The sequence below is a fragment of the Chryseobacterium sp. ON_d1 genome (assembly GCF_006829085.1).
In the GTDB taxonomy this organism is placed as follows: domain Bacteria; phylum Bacteroidota; class Bacteroidia; order Flavobacteriales; family Weeksellaceae; genus Chryseobacterium.
Genome location: NZ_BJTC01000001.1, coordinates 220438 through 239179, shown reverse-complemented (window position 1 = coordinate 239179; position 18742 = coordinate 220438). Strand labels below are relative to the sequence as shown.

Sequence of the window (18742 nt, the reverse complement as noted above, 5' to 3'; positions counted from 1 at the left end):
AAAAAATTGATATTATCATTATTAGTGATGAGGTTTGGGTTTGTATAAAATAACCTCGTCGTCCGATTGATCTTCAGGTGTTTCATCTTTAGGTACCGGATCTTTTAAAAGCTTGTAATACATCACCGGAACAATGAAAAGAGTAAAGATCATGGAGAAGATCAGCCCGAAAGCCAGCACACTTCCCAGCGGTGCCCACATCGGGGATTTACCAAGGATCATCGGAACTACACCTACGGCCGCCGCAGCGGATGTAAGGAATATAGGACGCATTCTTCGTTTGGCAGCCGCCATAGCCGCAGCCTTGTGTTTATATCCATGTTCCCTGATAAGCTCATCGGCATAATCTACCAGAATGATTCCGTTTCTTACCACGATACCTATCAAGCTGATGATTCCCATAAAACCTGTCATTCCCAATGGATTTCCGGTAATGAAAAGTCCGAAGAAGGCCCCGAAAAGGCTCAGAAGGAAAGTACAGAGGATGATGAGGGCTTTACCCAGATTTTTGAACTGAAACAGCAGCGTAAGGAAGATCAGGATAAGGCTCACAGAAAGTGAAAGCATCATTCCCGGTGTATTTTCCAACGTTGATTCCGCATCTCCTCCATATTGAATGGTCGTTCCTACCGGGAGCGCAAGTGCCTCAATTTTTGGCTGGGCCTCTTTGAGGATTTTTGAAGGCTTAGGGCCAAGCTGCGCTTCTGCCAATACACTGGTGTATTTGATACCATTCCTCCTTAAAATAACACCCGTATGCCATTCCGGTTGTAATGTTGCTACTTCCTTCAGCGGAATCTTTCCACCGAAATATGACTGTATATGCAGATTTTCCAGGGCATTCATATCTTTTCTGCTGATAGAATCATATCTTAGAAAAATATCAACAGGCTTGTCTCCTTCCCATAAGGTAGAAACGGAATATCCTTTCAGTCCGGCCCCAAGGGTCTGGGTGATGGCCTGATTGGTAATGCCAAGACGATTGGCCTTTACATCATCCACATTCAGCTTTACGCCCATATAATCATACTCACTGCCAAGACGCACATTGTTGGTTCCCGGCGTGTTCTCAAGGATCTTTTTCACCTCAAGGGCTACTTTACGCTGATCGGCTTCATTATCACTTACCACACGGATGTCAATAGGTGAACCCTCCTGGAAGCTGAGCTGCTTCAACTTAATGTAGCCATCAGGTATAAAGTTCTTCAGTTTTCCCAGATATTCTTTCACCATTTCATTAGATGCATCGTTACTGATTGTCGTAATGAAAACCTGTGCAAAATATTTTTTTGGAGATTCCGGCGCATAGGAAGTATGGAATCGCGGTGAACTCATTCCTACAAAGCTGGTGATATCCACTACCCGATTGTCTTTTTTAAGGATCTTTTCAAGTTCTTTTACCTTAGCTTCCGTTTTCTCCAAAGAAGTTCCGTTAGGCATCCAGACTTCCATATTGAACTGATTCCGTTCAGTGAGCGGGAAAAACTCCGGATCTACTTTGGTAGCAATAAAGAGAGCACTAACAATAGACAGCACACCAATAAACATTGTTGTTTTAGGCCATTTAAATGCTAATCCAACCCCATTATCAAAAACGGTCTGAAGATGGTCCAGCATATTTTTTTTCGGAGGCCTGTCACTTACTTTATGCTTCAATCCTTTTTTAATGAATACATAACAGGTGTATGGCGTAAGGAACAGCGCGACCAGCATTGAGGTAATCAATGCAATAGCTACCGTAATCGGGAGTGAAAACATAAAATCTTTTGCAATACCATCCATAAATAAAGCTAATGGAGCAAATGCAAATATAATAGCCATTGTTGCTGTAAATATTGGGAGCGACAGCTGCTGGGCAGCTTGCCATGCTGCTGTCCATGGGGTAATGCCTTCATCCAGCTTTTCGATATAGTTATCGACGACCACTATGGCATTATCCACCACCATTCCGAGGACGATGATCAGGGCTGCAAGGGTTACCTGGTGAAGCTCCAGCCCCACGATCTGCATGAGCCCAAACGTAATGATGATAGAGATAGGTGCTGCTGCAGAAGCCACACCGGCTACCCGCACAGGAAGCAGTAACATCACCACCAGCACCACAGAACCTATTGCCATAGCAAACTCCACCATGAAATGACTGATACTTTCCCCAACCGCTTCCGGCTGATTCACAATCGTCTTCATATGAATATCCGGTGGGAAATCTTTCTGAATGTATTCAATCTTTTTCTCCACTTCCTTCCCGAAGGCTACGATATTGTTTCCAGGCTGCATGTCAACGGTAAGTACCATGGCCTTTTCATCTCCTACCCTTACCAATGAAGAAGGTTCTTCAAAACGCCTTTCAAGGTCAGCCACATCTTTCAGCCTTACAACATCGCCTGCCGGCGTGGTGTAGACGATCTGCTCAGCAATATCGGATATATTTTTATATCGGCTGTTGGTAAAGACCGGGATGATGGAATTGGAACCTCCGGATATTTCCCCATTGTATCCCGTTACATTCTGTTGCTGTATGGCGCTGACCAGTGTATTAATTCCAAAACCGTACTGCTGTAGTTTCTGGTCATTGATCTTAATGTAGATCTGTTGTTTCTGACCTCCGGATCGGTTGATCTTGGAAACCGTAGGTATTACCTTCAGACCATCTTCCAGCTTATCAACATATCTTTCGATCTCAGCATATGTTCTTTCTTTGGAAGATACAGAAATGATCATTGCCGTTACATTGGCAAAATTACTGTTGATAAACGGTCCGACAACTCCGGCAGGAAGCTTTGGACGGAGATTCGCATCCATATCAAGCTGAAGCGTGTGCCAGAATTTCTTTCGGTCTTTGACATCAGTATTCATTTCCACAGTGAAAAATACCTGTCCTTCTTTCACTTCAGCTTTGACTTTTTTCTTTTTGATCTCTTCAAAGGAGAAGAGATACTGTTCTATTTTTTTTGCCACTTCCTCCTCTACCTGGTGCTCATCAGCTCCGGGATAAAATGCATATACAGCAGCAGTCGGAATCTCGATCCGTGGATTTTCGCTTCGGGGCATATTCATCAGGGAATTGATCCCCATTACCATCAACAGGACTACCATCACGATCACTACCTGCTTGTATTTCATCGCAGCCTCCAGAAAATGCACTTTTTTCTTCGTCATTTTTTTATTTCTTTTGAATTAAAATTTAACAGGCTGGCCATCTTCCAGCCGTGTCTGCCCGGAAATAACTACCTGATCATTGGGAGCCAACCCGCTTTTAATAACTACATCGCTTGCACCTGCCATATTTTGCATTTCTACTCGCTTTTTAAAGGCAGTGGTACCATTCTTAGCAGATTTTACGGTATACACATAGCTTGAACCGTCCGGGTCTTTGAGTACTGCCTGAGCAGGAAGGATAATGGCATCTTTGCTTTTACCTGTATTGATGTTGATATCTGTGATCATCCCCGGAAGGATCTGTCCTCTGGGATTGTCGAGACGTATCTTTACCGTATAGGTTCTGGAATTGTCATCTGCCTGAGGATTGATAATCGTAATATTTCCGTGGATTGTACGGTTGAGACTTGGAATGGAAACCTCTGCAGGAGTTCCTATTTTCAAAGCGCTGATCTCATTCTCCGTGATGGATGCAGTCGCATATATTTTATCGGTCCTTACGATAGTAAATGCCGGAACTCCGGGTGCTGCCGCAGCGCCGGCTTCGGTAAGCTTTTGGGAGACGATCCCTGAAAACGATGCATAAAGCTTTGTATCTCTCAGGTTCTTCATGGCAATATCCCGATTGGCTTTAGACTGTGCCAACGCTACTTTTGCAGCGATATAATCCCTTTCCGGTAAGCTTTTTTTAAGATAAAGCTGGTTAAGTCGGTTGAAATTATCCTGGGCCTGATCCATCCCTGCGCCGGCAACAGCCAGGGCGTTCTGATAGGTATTGGTTTCAATGGCCGCTAAAAGCTGACCTTTAGAGACCCGCTGCCCCTCCTGAACATATACTGCGGTAACACGACCAGAAACTCCGAAACCAATGTTCACGCTGTTGTCTGCCAGAATATTTCCACTGTAAGAGAATGTTTCAGGTTGGGAAACTACCTCTATTTTTTGTATACCTACCTTTATAGGGTCTGCTTTGACCGTAGCTTGTTCTTTTCCTCCACATGATGAAAGCATCAGCAGGCTTCCTAATAAAAAAAGACTTTTCGTTCTTTTGACTATCATAAAATAAATTTTTACCGTTAAAGAGAATTCAATTGTAAATTGGTTCACCCTGCAAATTTGAGGTAAGGAAATACAAGATAAAAGGTCTGTTTTTGTCTGATATTGGTCTAAAACGAAACGATTATTCTAGATAAAACAATAGCTTAATAATGCCGATCTTATTGACACAAAACATTTTACACTATACAAAGACCTTTGCATATTTTTATCATTTGTAAAATCTGCTGACTGCGTTTTTTAGTACTCCAAGGGTTGCGTATAATGTTACTTCCTTTCCACAAATCGTAGTAAGGGTAGCACATCCGCTGCTATTTAAAAAACAAATTGCGCTAAAGCCCCTCCTTTGAAAATAATAACTGTTGCAAAAGCATCTCATCTCTTATATAAGGATAATTCTAGATATCATTATTTGTTCAGATTTTGACCAGTTTACACCGAATTCAGACCTTTTTTATTACCATTTCACTACGGAAATTTGCATTATTAACCAATATGGAAGAAATAAATGAAACGCCGGGCCGTATCTGTGACCAGTAATCTGATTGGTAAAAAAGAAGTTTGGGAACTGATTACAGATATTGACCACTGGAATAAATGGGATTTCAACATTGAACGCTCAGAAAACAGGGAAACTAAAGTCGGCAAACTAAGCTCATTTGTACTTAAACACCGTAATTTTCTTACAGCGAGAGGTATTGTTGAGGAATTTATACCTTATGAAAACTTCACATTCCGAATCCGGCTTGCCGGAGCCAAACTGTACAGAAAATACACAATGGAAGAAACAAAAGATGGATTGAAAATAACCATTATTACTTCTGTTTCGGGATTTTTGGCCGGACTATGGTATTTGTTGGTGGTAAAAAAAATTGTAAGCGATACTCCCGAAGATCTTACCATAATCGTTGAACAGATAAAAAATAGAAATGAAAAACAATGTACTTTTTGAAACAAAATTCAAAAAAATTATAGATGCTTTCTGGCTTAGGGAAGATATCCTGGAAACAATTCCCAACTGTGAATGTGAGTATCTCGACAACAATTTCAGACTTTTGAGTGTATCTTCTGAAACTTTATTTTCGGAAAATGAGCTTAAACCTGTATTTGAATTGTATGAAACGGAATTCTCTATTTTGGAAAGAAACAGTTCGAAAATGAGGTCAGAACATATTATATCCAGATAATGAATACTCCACCAACAAAAATTTTGAATACTGAAGAAAAAATAAAGGAAATTGCCAAATATCTGCTTTTCGTGAAAGGCAGGTTCTCTGCCACAACACAACATATCGCACAAAGCGCGGGTATGGACAGGACAGCAATACATTATTATTTCCGTACGAAAGCCAATCTTGTTAACATCGCCATTGGGGAGATCATCAATGAATTTCCCGCACCCGCCTGGAATGATATTAAAGAGCTCTCTCTAAAGGAGAAACTGGAAAGATATATTGATTTCAATACTGAGAAAAGCAAAAAATATCCCTATCTGGATATTTATATTATTACACAGAGTGATGAATACTCAGAGTTCGGGCAGAAGTTATTTTTCCCACTCACTGAAATGATACCCGAGATCTCAGTTTGTATCTGTGAAGGAAGAACAAGCTACAACAATCCCTTATTGTTCCTTATCGATCTTGTTTCCATGGTTTCAGGTTTCCATATCTCTGCTGACTTTTTCAGGAAAAGATCAGATATTGTATTGTCATCATCTTTCTATCATCATCGAGCTGAAAAGATTATAAATTTATTTTTAAAGTAAATATGAAATTGGGAAAATCAACTATATGATGAATTTTCCAGTTTACAGCATAATCCTTTGGCTTATTTATTAACTTTACTAACGTTCATATTAAAAGCTATGACTCATAAAGATATTGTTTTTCATAATCTCCACGATCTGTTTAAAATGATTGACAAAAATGGTGATTTTCAAAAAAACAACAATGATTTTTTCATCATCCGGGAATCTCATGACCTGGATGAAAATTCTTACAAATATCCTTTCAGAACAGATAATTGCGCCATTATGCTGGTTGTGGAAGGAGAAGGTAAAATACAGATTAATCTTGAAGAAATAATCGTCAAAAAAGATGATATTGTTATTTTTACACCCAACTCAATTATTCATCCAGCCCACAAAGATTCTTACATCAGGGCAAGAGGTATTGTCTTCAGCGATTCTTTTGTTCAAAAAAATATTCGCCATATGCACTATATTAATGAGGTCATCTTCTTTTCCGAAAGAAATACCCCGATCTTGCATCCCGGCATTAATGAAAGGGAAACCATAAGGTTCCTGCTTGATAAGATCAGTCTGGCGGATGAGCAGGAAAATTATTATTCAAAAGATATCATCAATCATTATTTTAATGCGCTGCTCCTTGAACTGATGATAATATACCGCTACAATGACACGAGGACCATTGATTCTAAAACATCAAGAAAGAAGGATCTTATCAATCAGTTTCTTATCCTGCTTTCCGAACATTCCAAAAAAGAGAGAGCTGTTGAGTTTTATGCCGAGAAGCTGTTTGTGACTCCTAGCTATCTGACACGAATCGTAAAAGAAGCCTCTGGTGAATCTACCCGTACCATTATTACCAATTCGGTCATTATTGAAGCGCGTGATCTCCTCTTGAATTCTAATCTTTCTATCACCCAGATCGCAGAAGAACTTAATTTCAGCGACCAGTCTTTCTTTGGTAAATTCTTTAAAAAGAAAATGAAAATGTCTCCCAAAATGTTCAGGGCAAAAATGAAGTGATAATCATTACCGAAATTAATCTAAATTCCTAAAGCTGTCTTATAAATATATTTTTTTTCTATACGTAATCATTTTTACACTATTTATTTCAAACAGACCAATATTTTACAGATTAAACAATACAGATTAGACTATAAGAATTTGATAAGAGGTTTTTATACCTGTAAAAAGAGGCAATTATTTATAGTTGCCTCTTTAGTGACCTCACTGGCACAAAACTCGAACTCGCTATTGCAAGATTTACGAAAACCAAGTGCTCTTGAAGATGCATATCGCATTCAAAATCATCTATTTATAAATAAGCCAATTATCTAAACACGCTTTTTTGGAGAGATATTAATGTATGAAAAAGAACACTTTTCCAACTCAATAAAAGTCTCTTCTTTAAATATTATTCAAAAGTGGTTGTATTTGATCATAATTATCACAACTAAAGGATCTATTATTATTAATGTAATATTCTGTTATTACAAAATACAAAATATTCCAATATTTTCGATCCCGATAAATATAAACTACTAACACATGCAAAAACTCTTCGGAAGTGCATTTCTATGCATAGTCTTTAATATGTCTGCTCAGGAAGTGGTATGGCAGAAAGACATCAAATCCTCCACCCAGGATTTCCTGAGCCAGGTTACAACAACCATTGATCAGCAATACCTAATTACAGGAAGTTCTATACAGTCAGGAAGCGGAAAGCTGGAGGCTGGAAGTAAGCAGAACAACGGTTATGATTTTCATCTGGTCAAGCTGAACCAGCAGGGAGAAGAAATCTGGGAAAAATATTTCTCAGGACAAAATCATGATTATTTATCAGCTACAGTCACCACACAGGATGGCGGATTTCTTTTGGCTGGCACTTCTTATTCAGGCAAAGGGCTGGATAAAAAAGAGGATTCCAAAGGAGGATCTGATATCTGGCTCATTAGAATCAATGAGTTTGGAGATGAATTATGGCAGAAAACCTTAGGCAGCTCTTCTGATGAAGAAGCCAGAGCGGTTATCCAGACTACAGATTTAGGATTCTTTGTGGCCGGAAATATACAGGGTTCTTCAAAAGGCTACGGCTCCAAGGATGTCTTGATTACAAAACTGGACAAAGACGGAAAAGAACTTTCACAGCTTATTTTAGGTGGAAAAGGATTGGATGAGGTGGAGAAGATGATTCCAACAAAAGACGGAGGAGCTTTACTAGGAATGTATTCAAGAAGTTCAGCTGTACAAAGTCCTCAAAATACATCCGACACCCGACATCTGACAACGGTACAAAAACAAAGCGACAACTTTGGCGAAGGCGATTACTGGATCGTAAAGCTGGATAAAAACGGAAAAGTGGAATGGGAAAAGAACTTCGGAGGAAAAGGTGATGATCATTTGAGAACTCTTGCATTAACCTCAACCGGATTCATTATCGGTGGAGAATCCAGATCAGAAAGATCAGGGAATAAAACGGTAGGATTAGAAGAGGGAACGGACCTATGGTTAATTTCTTTAAATGACAGAGGCGATGAACAGTGGCAGAAATCTTACAATTTCAAAAACCGTGATATTCTGATGGGAATGAGTGTTCTTCACTCTGCAGATGACAAATCTTCAAAAGGAATTTTATTGGGAGGTTATACTCAGTCTGAGGGAAGAGTAGAAACCAATGATGAAACGTTCTGGATGCTGTATCTGAATCAGGATGGAAATGAACAGTGGAGAAAGCACGTGAAAGGAGAATCCAGAAAGAAGGAAGAAAGGCTTTCAGATTTGAAACTCAACAGAGACGGTTCTATTATACTGGCCGGAACCAGCGCAGAAGAGCTTGGAAAAGAAAACTGGAAGATTGTAAAGCTGGGAGATAAACAGGTTGACCAGTTAATTGAAAAATACGATATCAAAATCTATCCGAATCCTGTTTCTGATTATGCTTATGTAGAAATTGGCTTTGATTTTAAGGATGCAGATATTCTGTTGTATGATATGAGTGGAAGACAGCTTCAAAGTATTAAAACAAAGAATACGGTGACAAAGATTAATACACAGGCACTGATTCAGGGAGCTTACGTTGTTGTGATAAAAACAGATGCGAATAAAACAGCGAATGCTAAACTTATAAAGAAATAAGGTGATGAAGAAGTTTTTCCTAATAATTATACCCGTTATCATACTAATAACCGGACAGGCTGATTTTTTTGCCCAGAACTATAATTTGCATAGTGTCGATATTGATAATGCCCTCACTCCGACTGCTTCAGTATATTCACTTGGAAAATATGGTAACAGTTCTTCTGTAGATAACAAAGGAAAATACAACCAGAATATCAGTTTGGTTAACTTAAAAACAGGTAACCTGAGTTATAGCATGAATCTGCAGTATTCCAGTAATGGCCTCAAACTAAATGACTGGGGTGGAAGACTTGGTTTATTGTGGAGTGATAACTTTACATCTGTTATTTACAGGGTAGTCCGGGGAATAGCAGATGGCTCCAGTCAAAAAGTAAATGAACTGGGAAGTGGCGGAGGCTTTAGCCTTGAAGAATACAAGACCATCAGAAACATGTATGAATCCAGCAGCAGTGGCTATACCTCTGGAAAAGACGGAGAATCCGATATTTTTTATTACAATATTTTTGGATTGTCCGGTAGCTTTATTATTGTAAATGGCGAAGTAATTCAACTCAACTACAACAAAAAAATAAAAATAGAAGCAGGAGCTTCCCTAAGCAGTTTTACCATTACAACAGATGATGGTACAAAATACTCTTACGGACAAAACGAAATGCTGGAAAAAACAGCCTATAATACCTTATGCCGGGAAGAATATGCAACTCCTATGCAAACAACAAGTGCATGGTTTCTCACAAAGATTGAAAGTATGGATACAAAAACCATCAACTTTCAATACGCTAGCATTAGTTCACAACATGTAGATGATTATAATGAATCTTTTTTAGTAAAAAATAAAGCTTATCCGGGAGATGAATACTGTGTAGATCCCTGGGGAAATCCTGTACCTCCCGTGCCTCAGATCATGGAAACCTTTTACTGTACAAGAAGTAAAATTTTTGAAACTAAAGTACTTACAAAAATAACATCCGATGACTTTACCATAGATTTTTATTACAATAACAGGGAAGATATTGGTAATGAAAAGCTTTTAGATCATATTGATATCAAAAATACATTCGGAAGCGTCGTTAATAAAATAAAATTCAGCTATGACAAATACGGGAGCAATTTAAGTGTACCGGTTCATCAGGAAGGAATTCAGATCAGGTATTTTCTTAAAGAAGTTAAAACCGGCATGAATTCCGATGTTTCTTATCAGTTTCAATATAATAATCCGGAACTTCTTCCAAGACGTTTCAGTAATAATATTGATTTAATGGGATTCTATAACGGTAAAAACAATACCAGTCTTTTACCGGGAGAGTTTGTTCAAAAGCTCTATCCTTTATTGGCCGGAGGATCATTTATGCCTTCTATTCCGTACGGAGACAGAACTCCATCTTTTCCACATTCCCAATACGGTTTATTAAAAAAAATAACATTTCCGACAAAAGGAACGGAATCAATTGAATATGAAGAGAATAAAATCATAAAAGATACAATAAGCAATCTTGTTCTTCCTTATTATGGTGTAAGAACAAAAACAATCACTCTGGATGGAAACGGTACCCAGCCAGTTGTAAAAAATTATATTTACGACAAGTTTAAATTTAATAATGTAAACAAACTGGTTTCTGAAAATAAGCCATCATCCCGTTATTTCAATGCAGTGGAAATGTATAATGATGAATTTGGAGGATTTCTTACAACTCCCGTTGACGGTATTATTTTTAATTGCGCCTCTTCAAGTAGTGGTCCAGGTGTCAGCTATATCAGACAGGCAATATTCAATTTTTATAAAATAAACTCTTACAGCAAATATGATAATAATATTTACGGGGATTTTATTGCTTATGAAAATGTAACCGAGGTACTGAATCAGAGCTCATATACTTCTAATTTTTACAGTGTCTGGGAAGAAGCTACTGCGATTGATCTTGTAGGATATCATTCCTTATTTTATCCTTTAAGTAATCTGAGATGGAATAGTAATCTCAATTTTGCCAACTATTTTGGCACAATAAATAACGGTTATCTGGTGAAGAAATATCTTGTGAATGATTATCAGTACCGAATATATAAAATAGTTGATAATTATACGATCAACAGAGATTATGTGCCTATGAACGAGTTTTCGAATAACATAGCCTACATTGACGAAAATCTTAAAGCCTATTCAGTTGCTAAATATCTTTTACTTGGCCAATGGTTTAATAAAACCAAAACAACAGAAACCACCATCCTGGATGACGGAGAAAAAATAGCAAAAGAAACCGAATACAGCTATTATGATATCACCGGGTACAATAATCTTAAATCAGTTGCCAATAAATACAGTGATACAACTACAGACAGAAAAGATTTATTTTACTCATATACAGGAGATTTCTTACAAAATTACATGGTAGGAATTCCTGTGAAAACCGAGGAATTTAAAAACGATAAAATTACCGGAAGAACTTATTACAGATATAGCAAAGTATGGTGGCATCATGAAAAAATATTTCCTTCAGGAATCAGCAAAACAAATCTGAACGCACTGATTCCCGATAATGAATGGACTGACGGAATCAAATTTGACCAGTATGACAATAAGGGAAATTTATTGCAGTACACCACAAAGTCCGGCGTTCCGGTAACCTTGTTATACGGGTACAATAAAACACTGCCTATTGCAAAGATCGAAGGATTAGATTATACTGTTTTTTTAAGCTTCTCATCTCTCGGAGTCAATGCTTCGGGCTATGATAACCTGGAAATATGCCAGAAATCCAATGCCGATGTAGATGCTGCTTCAGAAGAAACTCTTCTGACTGCATTAAATAATTTCAGAAAAAATCCTGCTGTTTCAGGTTATCCCATCACGACCTATACTTATGATCCACTTGTAGGTGTGACCTCGATCACCTCGCCGTCCGGCATAACAGAAAAGTACATTTACGACCCTGTGACCAACCGTCTTAAAGAAACAAAACAGATGGAAAAAGACAGTAATGGAAATTATATATACAAAAATTCAAAAGAGTACCAATACAATTATAAACCATAAATTATAGAAACTAAAAATCATGAATAAACCTATTTATTCAGTTCTGTTATTTTGTATAGGATTGCAAATTCATTATGCCCAAACCAGCCTTTCCAATGTTACAGTAGACAAAGCAATAACCCCGACTGCCACAGTTGCTTCTTTGGGGAAATATGGTGACAAATCCGGTGTGGATAACAAAGGAAAATATAATACTTCAATAGACCTTGCCAGTCTGAAATCCGGAGAGCTAAATTACAATATAGGACTTTCCTATTCAAGTAATGGTTTAAAGATAAATGACTGGGGAGCAAGAACGGGACTGTTATGGAGTGACAATTTTACTTCAGCTATATACAGAACAGTAAGAGGACAACCGGATGAATATGCCGGCTCCAAAGTTACAGGATTAGAGGGAGGCAGCTATACTTTAGACCAATATCTGGTAATCAAGGAAACTGCTGATGCTCTGGAAAACAATAATACAGCAGGCAGAGACGGAGAATCGGATATTTTTCATTATAATATTTTCGGTTTAACCGGAAGCTTTGTGATTGTAAACGGTCAGGTTCTTCAAATTAATTACTCGGAAAAACTGAAAATAGAAGTAGGAAGCGGCTATTCAAGCTTTACAATCACCCTGAAAAATGGTAACAGATATTATTTCGGGAACAATAATACGATAGAATATACGACCTATGATACCCAGTGTAATGATGAAATAGCTCCGTTGCCTAAGCAGAAAACAGCTTGGTTCCTGACTAAGATTGAAGATCTCAACGCCTCCAATATTATTAACTTTACATACGGAAGCATAAGTAATTATTATACGGAAGATAAAAGCGAAACCATCACTATAAAAAACAAGACTTATGCTGGAGATGCACCATGCTGGAACCATCAGTTAAAATACCTGTTTGCCCCCAACACCTGCACAAGATATAAAATCTTTGATACCAAATATCTTACTAAGGTTTCTTCGCAGGATTTTACGGTTGACTACCTGTATACGGATCGTGAAGATATCATGACTGAAAAACTTCTGGATCATATAGAAATTAAAAACCAAGGAAATGTCATCGTTAATAAAATTAAATTTGATTATCAGAAATTTGGAAACAATAATGGAGCAGCCTATAATAACTGGGGATATTCCGTAAGATACTTTCTCAATAAGGTTTCCATCGGAAAAAGCCTGGACCAGAAATATACTTTTACCTATAACAATTTACCTCAGCTACCCGCAAGGTTTTCATATACTCAGGATCTTGCCGGAATTTATAATGGTACTGCGGGCAGCAGTTTTCTTCCTACTGAATATGTCCAGAAAGCTCAACCTATTTTCACGGTAGTTAATTCTCCTCTTGAAGGCTGGCCAATTCCCGGAATTCCTTCCAGTGACCGAAGCCCACACTTTCCTCAATCTACATATGGATTGATGGCATCAATTCAGTACCCTACTGGCGGAATAGAGAACATTCTGTATGAGCCCAATACCGTAATTAAGGATTCTAATACTCCTGTAGAATCCGAATTCTATGGGGTAAGAACAAAAAGAATAGAGCTCTTGAGCAATACTGGTGATATGATCACAAAAGAATATAAATATGCTATAGCAGAATATGATTCGATCAATAACAACATCACTTTTGGAGCTATTTCCTCTTTATTTTCTTTGAATGATGAATTTGGAGGGCATGTTTCATCTGTATATGATGCAGGACAGGATACCAATTGCGGAGGTGGAGGTCCGTATGGCTCTTTCTATATTGATCGGTATATGAAAATCAATTCGAACAAAATATATGATCTCAACAGATTTCAGGGAGACTTCATCAGCTACAGTGATGTAACGGAAATTACCAATGGTAAAAGGTTTAAAATAAAAAAATATATCACTATGGAAGATTGGTTTACCCAGCCTTTACTGGGTGAGCTCAATTCCTATTCTCCTAACAGCGAATACTTTTGGTTTGCCAACTTAATGTCAGATCAATATGAAGGAGAAATATCCAACAGTCTGTATGGTGTTAAACGGTTTTCCCGTTGGGGTTATGACTATAAAGATTACCAGTTTATCAATAACTATGTAATCAATCGGGATTATATTCCTGTAAATCATTTTGGAACAGCCTATTATACAGATAACCTGAATGCATATGCAGTAGGAAAATACATATTCCCCAACAGGTGGTATAATAATTACAAGAAAAGTGAAACAACAATTTTAGAGGATGGTGGAAAATTAACTCAGGAAACTACATTTAAATATTATGATATCAACGGATATAACAACCTTAAATCTGTTGAAAACAAATACAGTGATGCAACCACAGACCGAAAAGATTTCACCTATTCATATACCGGAGATTTCCTGCAAAATTATATGATTGGAATTCCTGTGAAAACAGAAGAATATAAAAATAATAAAATAATTGCAAGAACTTACTATGGATTCAGCAAAGTGTGGTGGCATCATGAGAAGCTGTTTCCTTCGGGGATCTCCAAAACAAATATGAATGCACTGATTCCTGATAATGAATGGACTGAAGAGATTAAATATGACCAGTATGACAATAAGGGAAATTTATTGCAGTACACTACAAAGTTTGGTGTTCCGGTAACCTTGTTATACGGATATAATAAAACACAGCCCATTGCAAAGATTGAAGGACTGGATTATACGGTTTTTTTGAGTCTTCCGGGACTTGGAGTTAATGCTTCGGGCTATGATAACCTGGAAATATGCCAGAAATCCAATGCCGATGTAGATGCTGCTTCAGAAGAAGTTCTTTTGACTGCATTGGACAACTTCAGAAAGAACCCGGCAGTATCCGGATACCAGATCACCACTTATACCTATGATCCGCTGGTAGGTGTTACTTCCATCACTTCGCCATCCGGTGTAAGAGAAAAATATATCTACGACCCTTATACCAATAGGCTTAAAGAAGTAAAAGTCATGGAAAAAGACAGCAACGGTAACTATGCCTACAAAATCTCTAAAGAATACCAATACAATTACAAACAATAATAACCAGATTCAAATTATGAGAAAAAATATAATACCTGCAGGTGCCATACTTCTAGCAGGACTTGCATACGGACAAGTCACTAATACGGAAAACTATATCCAGACAAAAACATATCTCGACTACCCTGCCGGGCAATCGCCCAAAATTCAGGAGACTGTGGAATATATTGACGGATTGGGAAGATCTAAACAAATTGTCAATGTAAAAGCTTCTCCTTCAGGAAAAGATATGGTCACTCCTGTTGTTTATGATGCACTGGGACGGCAGACAAGAGAATATCTCGCAGTGCCACAAGCTTCCACAACTAATGGAGCGATATATCAACAGGCGCAGGGTCTTACAGATTTTCCCGTAGGAGATCCCACCAGTATATATACCGGAGAAAAGGCTTTTACAGAGAAGCTATTGGAAAGCTCGCCTTTAGACAGAATTTTAGAAAAAAAACAGATAGGGACTGCATGGCAGGGTAAACCTGTAAAATTTGAATATCAGACAAACTCGGTAAATGATAAGGTAAGAAAGTTCACGGCCACTACCACCTGGTCCGGTAATACTGCTGTATCCAGTGTGATCTGGAGCTTAAATGATTTCGGAACCCATCAATTGTATAAAAACATGACCATAGATGAAGACGGAAACAAAACCATTGAATTCAAAAATGGGCAGGAACAACTGATTCTGACAAGAAAAGTAATAAGTGATACAGAAAATGCAGATACTTATTATGTTTATAATGAATATAATCAGCTTGTTCTAATTATTCCTCCTAAGGCAGTCTATGAGTTCTTTAATACTTATGAGGCAAACCCCGGAGATAGTTTAACCGATGATCTATTAAGTGAATTATGTTATCAGTATAATTATGATGGCAGAAACCGTTTGGTAGAGAAAAAGCTCCCAGGAAAAGGCTGGGAATACCAGATTTATGATATGCAGGACCGTTTGGTAATGACACAGGATGCGAATCTTGGTGCCCTGAAACAGTGGATGTTTACAAAATATGATCAGTTGGGAAGAGTTGCTTATACCGGTATCTACACAAGCCCACAAAGTTATGGCAGAACAGGAAGAGTTGCAGAGCAGACCAATGTAAATGCCAAAGGAAGCAATAATACACTGAGAACAGCTTCCGTAAGCTTTACCAACAGCGGGATGGGTGTGTATTATGATAATAGCTCTTCAACCTACCCTTCCTCCATTACCAAACTTCTCAGTGTAAGATACTATGATACTTATCCACAATATAGCTTCAACCCGTCTTTCCTTCCCAATATTCAGGAGCAGCCTGTTTTAACGGATAATATCAGCACAGATGGGAAAAGTACTAAAGGACTTGCAGTAATGAATCTGATAAAAAATATTGAGGATGATAACTGGACCAAAAATTATTCTTATTTCGATTTCAGAGGAAGACTTATCGCTGTACATTCTATTAACCACTTACTGGGTTATACAAGAACAGAATCTAAACTGGATTTTGCAGGAGCTTTGCAAAAAACAGTCATTAAGCATAAAAGACTTGCAGCTGATACAGAAAAAGTAATTGCTGAAACCTTCGAATATGATTCTCAAAACAGATTGAAAAAACATTATCACCAGGTAGATGGAAATGCTCCCGAACTGTTGGCCGACAATACCTATAACGAACTTTCACAGTTAACCAGTAAAAAGGTAGGTAATAATCTGCAGAATATCAATTACACTTATAATATCAGAGGATGGCTTACTAAAATCAATGACCCCGGAAATCTCAGTGGGAAGCTGTTTGGATACGAAATCAAATATCATGATCCCCATACCAGTTCTTATTCTAAAGCCAAATACAATGGCGATATTACGGATATAAGCTGGAAAACGGCAAATGACGGTATTTTAAAACGATATTATTACCGGTATGATAATTTAAACAGACTGGTCTCAGGTCTTTATCTTGAGCCGGATACTACAATTCCTATGAAATATACATTCGCAGAGGAGGCGGCCTATGATCTTAACGGAAATATCACTTCTTTGATGAGAACAGGAAACGAATCCGATCAAGCCACCAGCGAGTACATCGACGATCTGAATCTTAATTATTACGGAAATAAACTGATTTCTGTAAATGATGCTTCACAAAATTTCTCCGGATACCCCGGCGGTGGAAATATCATCAGCTATGATGGAAATGCCAATATGACCAGCCAGCTGGATAAGGAAATTAAAAAGATTAATTATAACCATCTCAATCTCCCTTCCTCATTGGTATTCACAAGACAATTATCAACCCCGACAGGCTTAATCCCCGAAAATTCTGCTTACCTCTACAGGGCCGATGGAGTAAAAGTGAAAAAAATATATAACCAGGCAATATCAGATCCGTTCGGTGGTGCCAATGAGTTAACCCCAAAAACAACAGATTACCTGGATGGCTTTCAATATCAAACCTTTAAAGACAAAACAGGTAATTTTATAACGGCATTACAGTTTTTTCCAACTTCGGAAGGATATTATGATTTTGTAAGAAATAAATATATCTATAACTATACAGACCATTTAGGAAATGTAAGGTTAAGTTATTTTCATAACGGTAGCAATATAGAAGTCCTAGAAGAAAATAATTACTATCCTTTTGGGTTGAAGTACAATGAAAACAGCTCCGGATTGTCAGCAACAGCTTCATATCAGTATAAATATAATGGAAAAGAATTTCAGACAGACACTAAAATGTATGATTACGGAGCAAGAATGTACATGCCTGAACTGGGAAGATGGGGCTCAGCCGATGGCAAAGGAGAGCTTTATTTAAGCAAATCTCCTTACAGCTATGCCAATAATACTCCTGTAAATGCCGTGGACCCGGATGGAAATTTAGTTATTTTTATTAACGGACAGCACAGTGGTAACGGCGGTACTCCTGATTACTGGACAAGTGGTACCCTGATAGGACATCTTAGCATAGGAGAAGGAGGAGCACCTCTCCCACTCTATAAACGTTTTGATATGGCTACAATGCGACATTTGAATGATTACAATGCCATCTACAGAGATGGGGGACTTGGAGGTTGGAGCAATACATTTTTCGCTGCAAAAAATGTAAATATATCCGTTGAAAACAGGATCAATACAGGTTTTGACCAAGGTAAAAAAGATGCTGCAGAAATAATTAAAAACCTCGAAAGAGACTCAAGTACCGGAGAGATCATAGAAACGATTAAAGTGGTTACCCATAGTATGGGTGGAGCTTATGGGAAAGGGTATGTGAAAGCATTAAAAGAATATGTTTCTACACTTCCAGCAGAGATGCAGAAACAGATTAAAATAACTCTTGTGGCAGATTTCGATCCTTTCCAGGCCGGAAGTCTGGAGGTGGATCCTAATATTAAAACCCAACAGTTTATCCACGAAGATACCTGGAATATTACCGGATTCGGTTTTCTTGCCAATGAAAAAGAAAAAGGAATAAGTGATAAAGATACTTATATCAATACAGGATCAAGTACAGACCATTTTATTGATACATTTTTCAAAGATATCAGTAAATTGCAGGAAGGAACCTACGAATGGAACGGAAGTTCCTGGGAATGTACAGATTGTAACCATTAATGATTAGTC

General features: G+C 37.9%; 10 protein-coding genes. 8 read left to right on the top strand and 2 right to left on the bottom strand.

Annotated features, from left to right (window positions below; genetic code table 11):
* Positions 1–21: 21 nt before the first annotated feature.
* Together CRS_RS00995 and CRS_RS00990 are read right to left on the bottom strand one after the other, a co-directional pair.
* Positions 22–3159, bottom strand: a complete 3138-nt coding sequence (locus CRS_RS00995; RefSeq protein WP_172616972.1) for an efflux RND transporter permease subunit — start codon at positions 3157–3159, stop codon at positions 22–24.
* Between the two features lie 18 nt (positions 3160–3177).
* Entirely contained in the window at positions 3178–4218 is a 1041-nt protein-coding gene (locus CRS_RS00990; protein WP_142722236.1) for an efflux RND transporter periplasmic adaptor subunit, read from the bottom strand.
* A gap of 505 nt (positions 4219–4723) precedes the next feature.
* Here CRS_RS00990 and CRS_RS00985 point away from each other — a divergent pair.
* From CRS_RS00985 to CRS_RS00950, 8 genes are all read left to right on the top strand, one after another.
* The gene (locus CRS_RS00985) at positions 4724–5167 is read left to right on the top strand and encodes a polyketide cyclase (protein WP_142722235.1); all 444 of its coding nucleotides are present in this window, start codon (positions 4724–4726) and stop codon (positions 5165–5167) included.
* The gene (locus tag CRS_RS00980; protein WP_142722234.1) at positions 5145–5402 is read left to right on the top strand and encodes a hypothetical protein; all 258 of its coding nucleotides are present in this window, start codon (positions 5145–5147) and stop codon (positions 5400–5402) included. The genes CRS_RS00985 and CRS_RS00980 overlap by 23 nt, the downstream gene beginning before the upstream one ends.
* 23 nt (positions 5403–5425) lie before the next feature.
* Positions 5426–5983, top strand: coding sequence for a TetR/AcrR family transcriptional regulator (locus tag CRS_RS00975; RefSeq protein ID WP_172616971.1), 558 nt, complete (start codon positions 5426–5428; stop codon positions 5981–5983).
* Between the two features lie 99 nt (positions 5984–6082).
* Entirely contained in the window at positions 6083–6988 is a 906-nt protein-coding gene (locus tag CRS_RS00970) for an AraC family transcriptional regulator (protein WP_142722232.1), read from the top strand.
* A gap of 525 nt (positions 6989–7513) precedes the next feature.
* Entirely contained in the window at positions 7514–9100 is a 1587-nt protein-coding gene (locus CRS_RS00965; RefSeq protein WP_142722231.1) for a T9SS type A sorting domain-containing protein, read from the top strand.
* 4 nt (positions 9101–9104) lie between these two features.
* A complete protein-coding gene (locus CRS_RS00960; protein WP_142722230.1) occupies positions 9105–12134 on the top strand; it encodes a hypothetical protein in 3030 nt (1009 codons plus the stop codon).
* Positions 12135–12153: 19 nt separating this feature from the next.
* Positions 12154–15147 carry a hypothetical protein gene (locus CRS_RS00955; protein ID WP_142722229.1) on the top strand — a complete coding sequence of 998 codons (2994 nt, stop codon included), beginning with the start codon at positions 12154–12156 and terminating at the stop codon, positions 15145–15147.
* A gap of 16 nt (positions 15148–15163) precedes the next feature.
* Positions 15164–18733, top strand: a complete 3570-nt coding sequence (locus CRS_RS00950) for a DUF6443 domain-containing protein (protein ID WP_172616970.1) — start codon at positions 15164–15166, stop codon at positions 18731–18733.
* The last annotated feature ends 9 nt before the right edge of the window (positions 18734–18742 follow it).

Excerpts from the sequence above, each read along its gene's own strand:
- CRS_RS00995 (WP_172616972.1), bottom strand. The coding sequence starts at position 3,159 with ATGACGAAGAAAAAAGTGCATTTTCTGGAGGCTGCGATGAAATACAAG.
- CRS_RS00990 (WP_142722236.1), bottom strand. The coding sequence starts at position 4,218 with ATGATAGTCAAAAGAACGAAAAGTCTTTTTTTATTAGGAAGCCTGCTG.
- CRS_RS00985 (WP_142722235.1), top strand. The coding sequence starts at position 4,724 with ATGAAACGCCGGGCCGTATCTGTGACCAGTAATCTGATTGGTAAAAAA.
- CRS_RS00980 (WP_142722234.1), top strand. The coding sequence starts at position 5,145 with ATGAAAAACAATGTACTTTTTGAAACAAAATTCAAAAAAATTATAGAT.
- CRS_RS00970 (WP_142722232.1), top strand. The coding sequence starts at position 6,083 with ATGACTCATAAAGATATTGTTTTTCATAATCTCCACGATCTGTTTAAA.
- CRS_RS00965 (WP_142722231.1), top strand. The coding sequence starts at position 7,514 with ATGCAAAAACTCTTCGGAAGTGCATTTCTATGCATAGTCTTTAATATG.
- CRS_RS00960 (WP_142722230.1), top strand. The coding sequence starts at position 9,105 with ATGAAGAAGTTTTTCCTAATAATTATACCCGTTATCATACTAATAACC.
- CRS_RS00955 (WP_142722229.1), top strand. The coding sequence starts at position 12,154 with ATGAATAAACCTATTTATTCAGTTCTGTTATTTTGTATAGGATTGCAA.
- CRS_RS00950 (WP_172616970.1), top strand. The coding sequence starts at position 15,164 with ATGAGAAAAAATATAATACCTGCAGGTGCCATACTTCTAGCAGGACTT.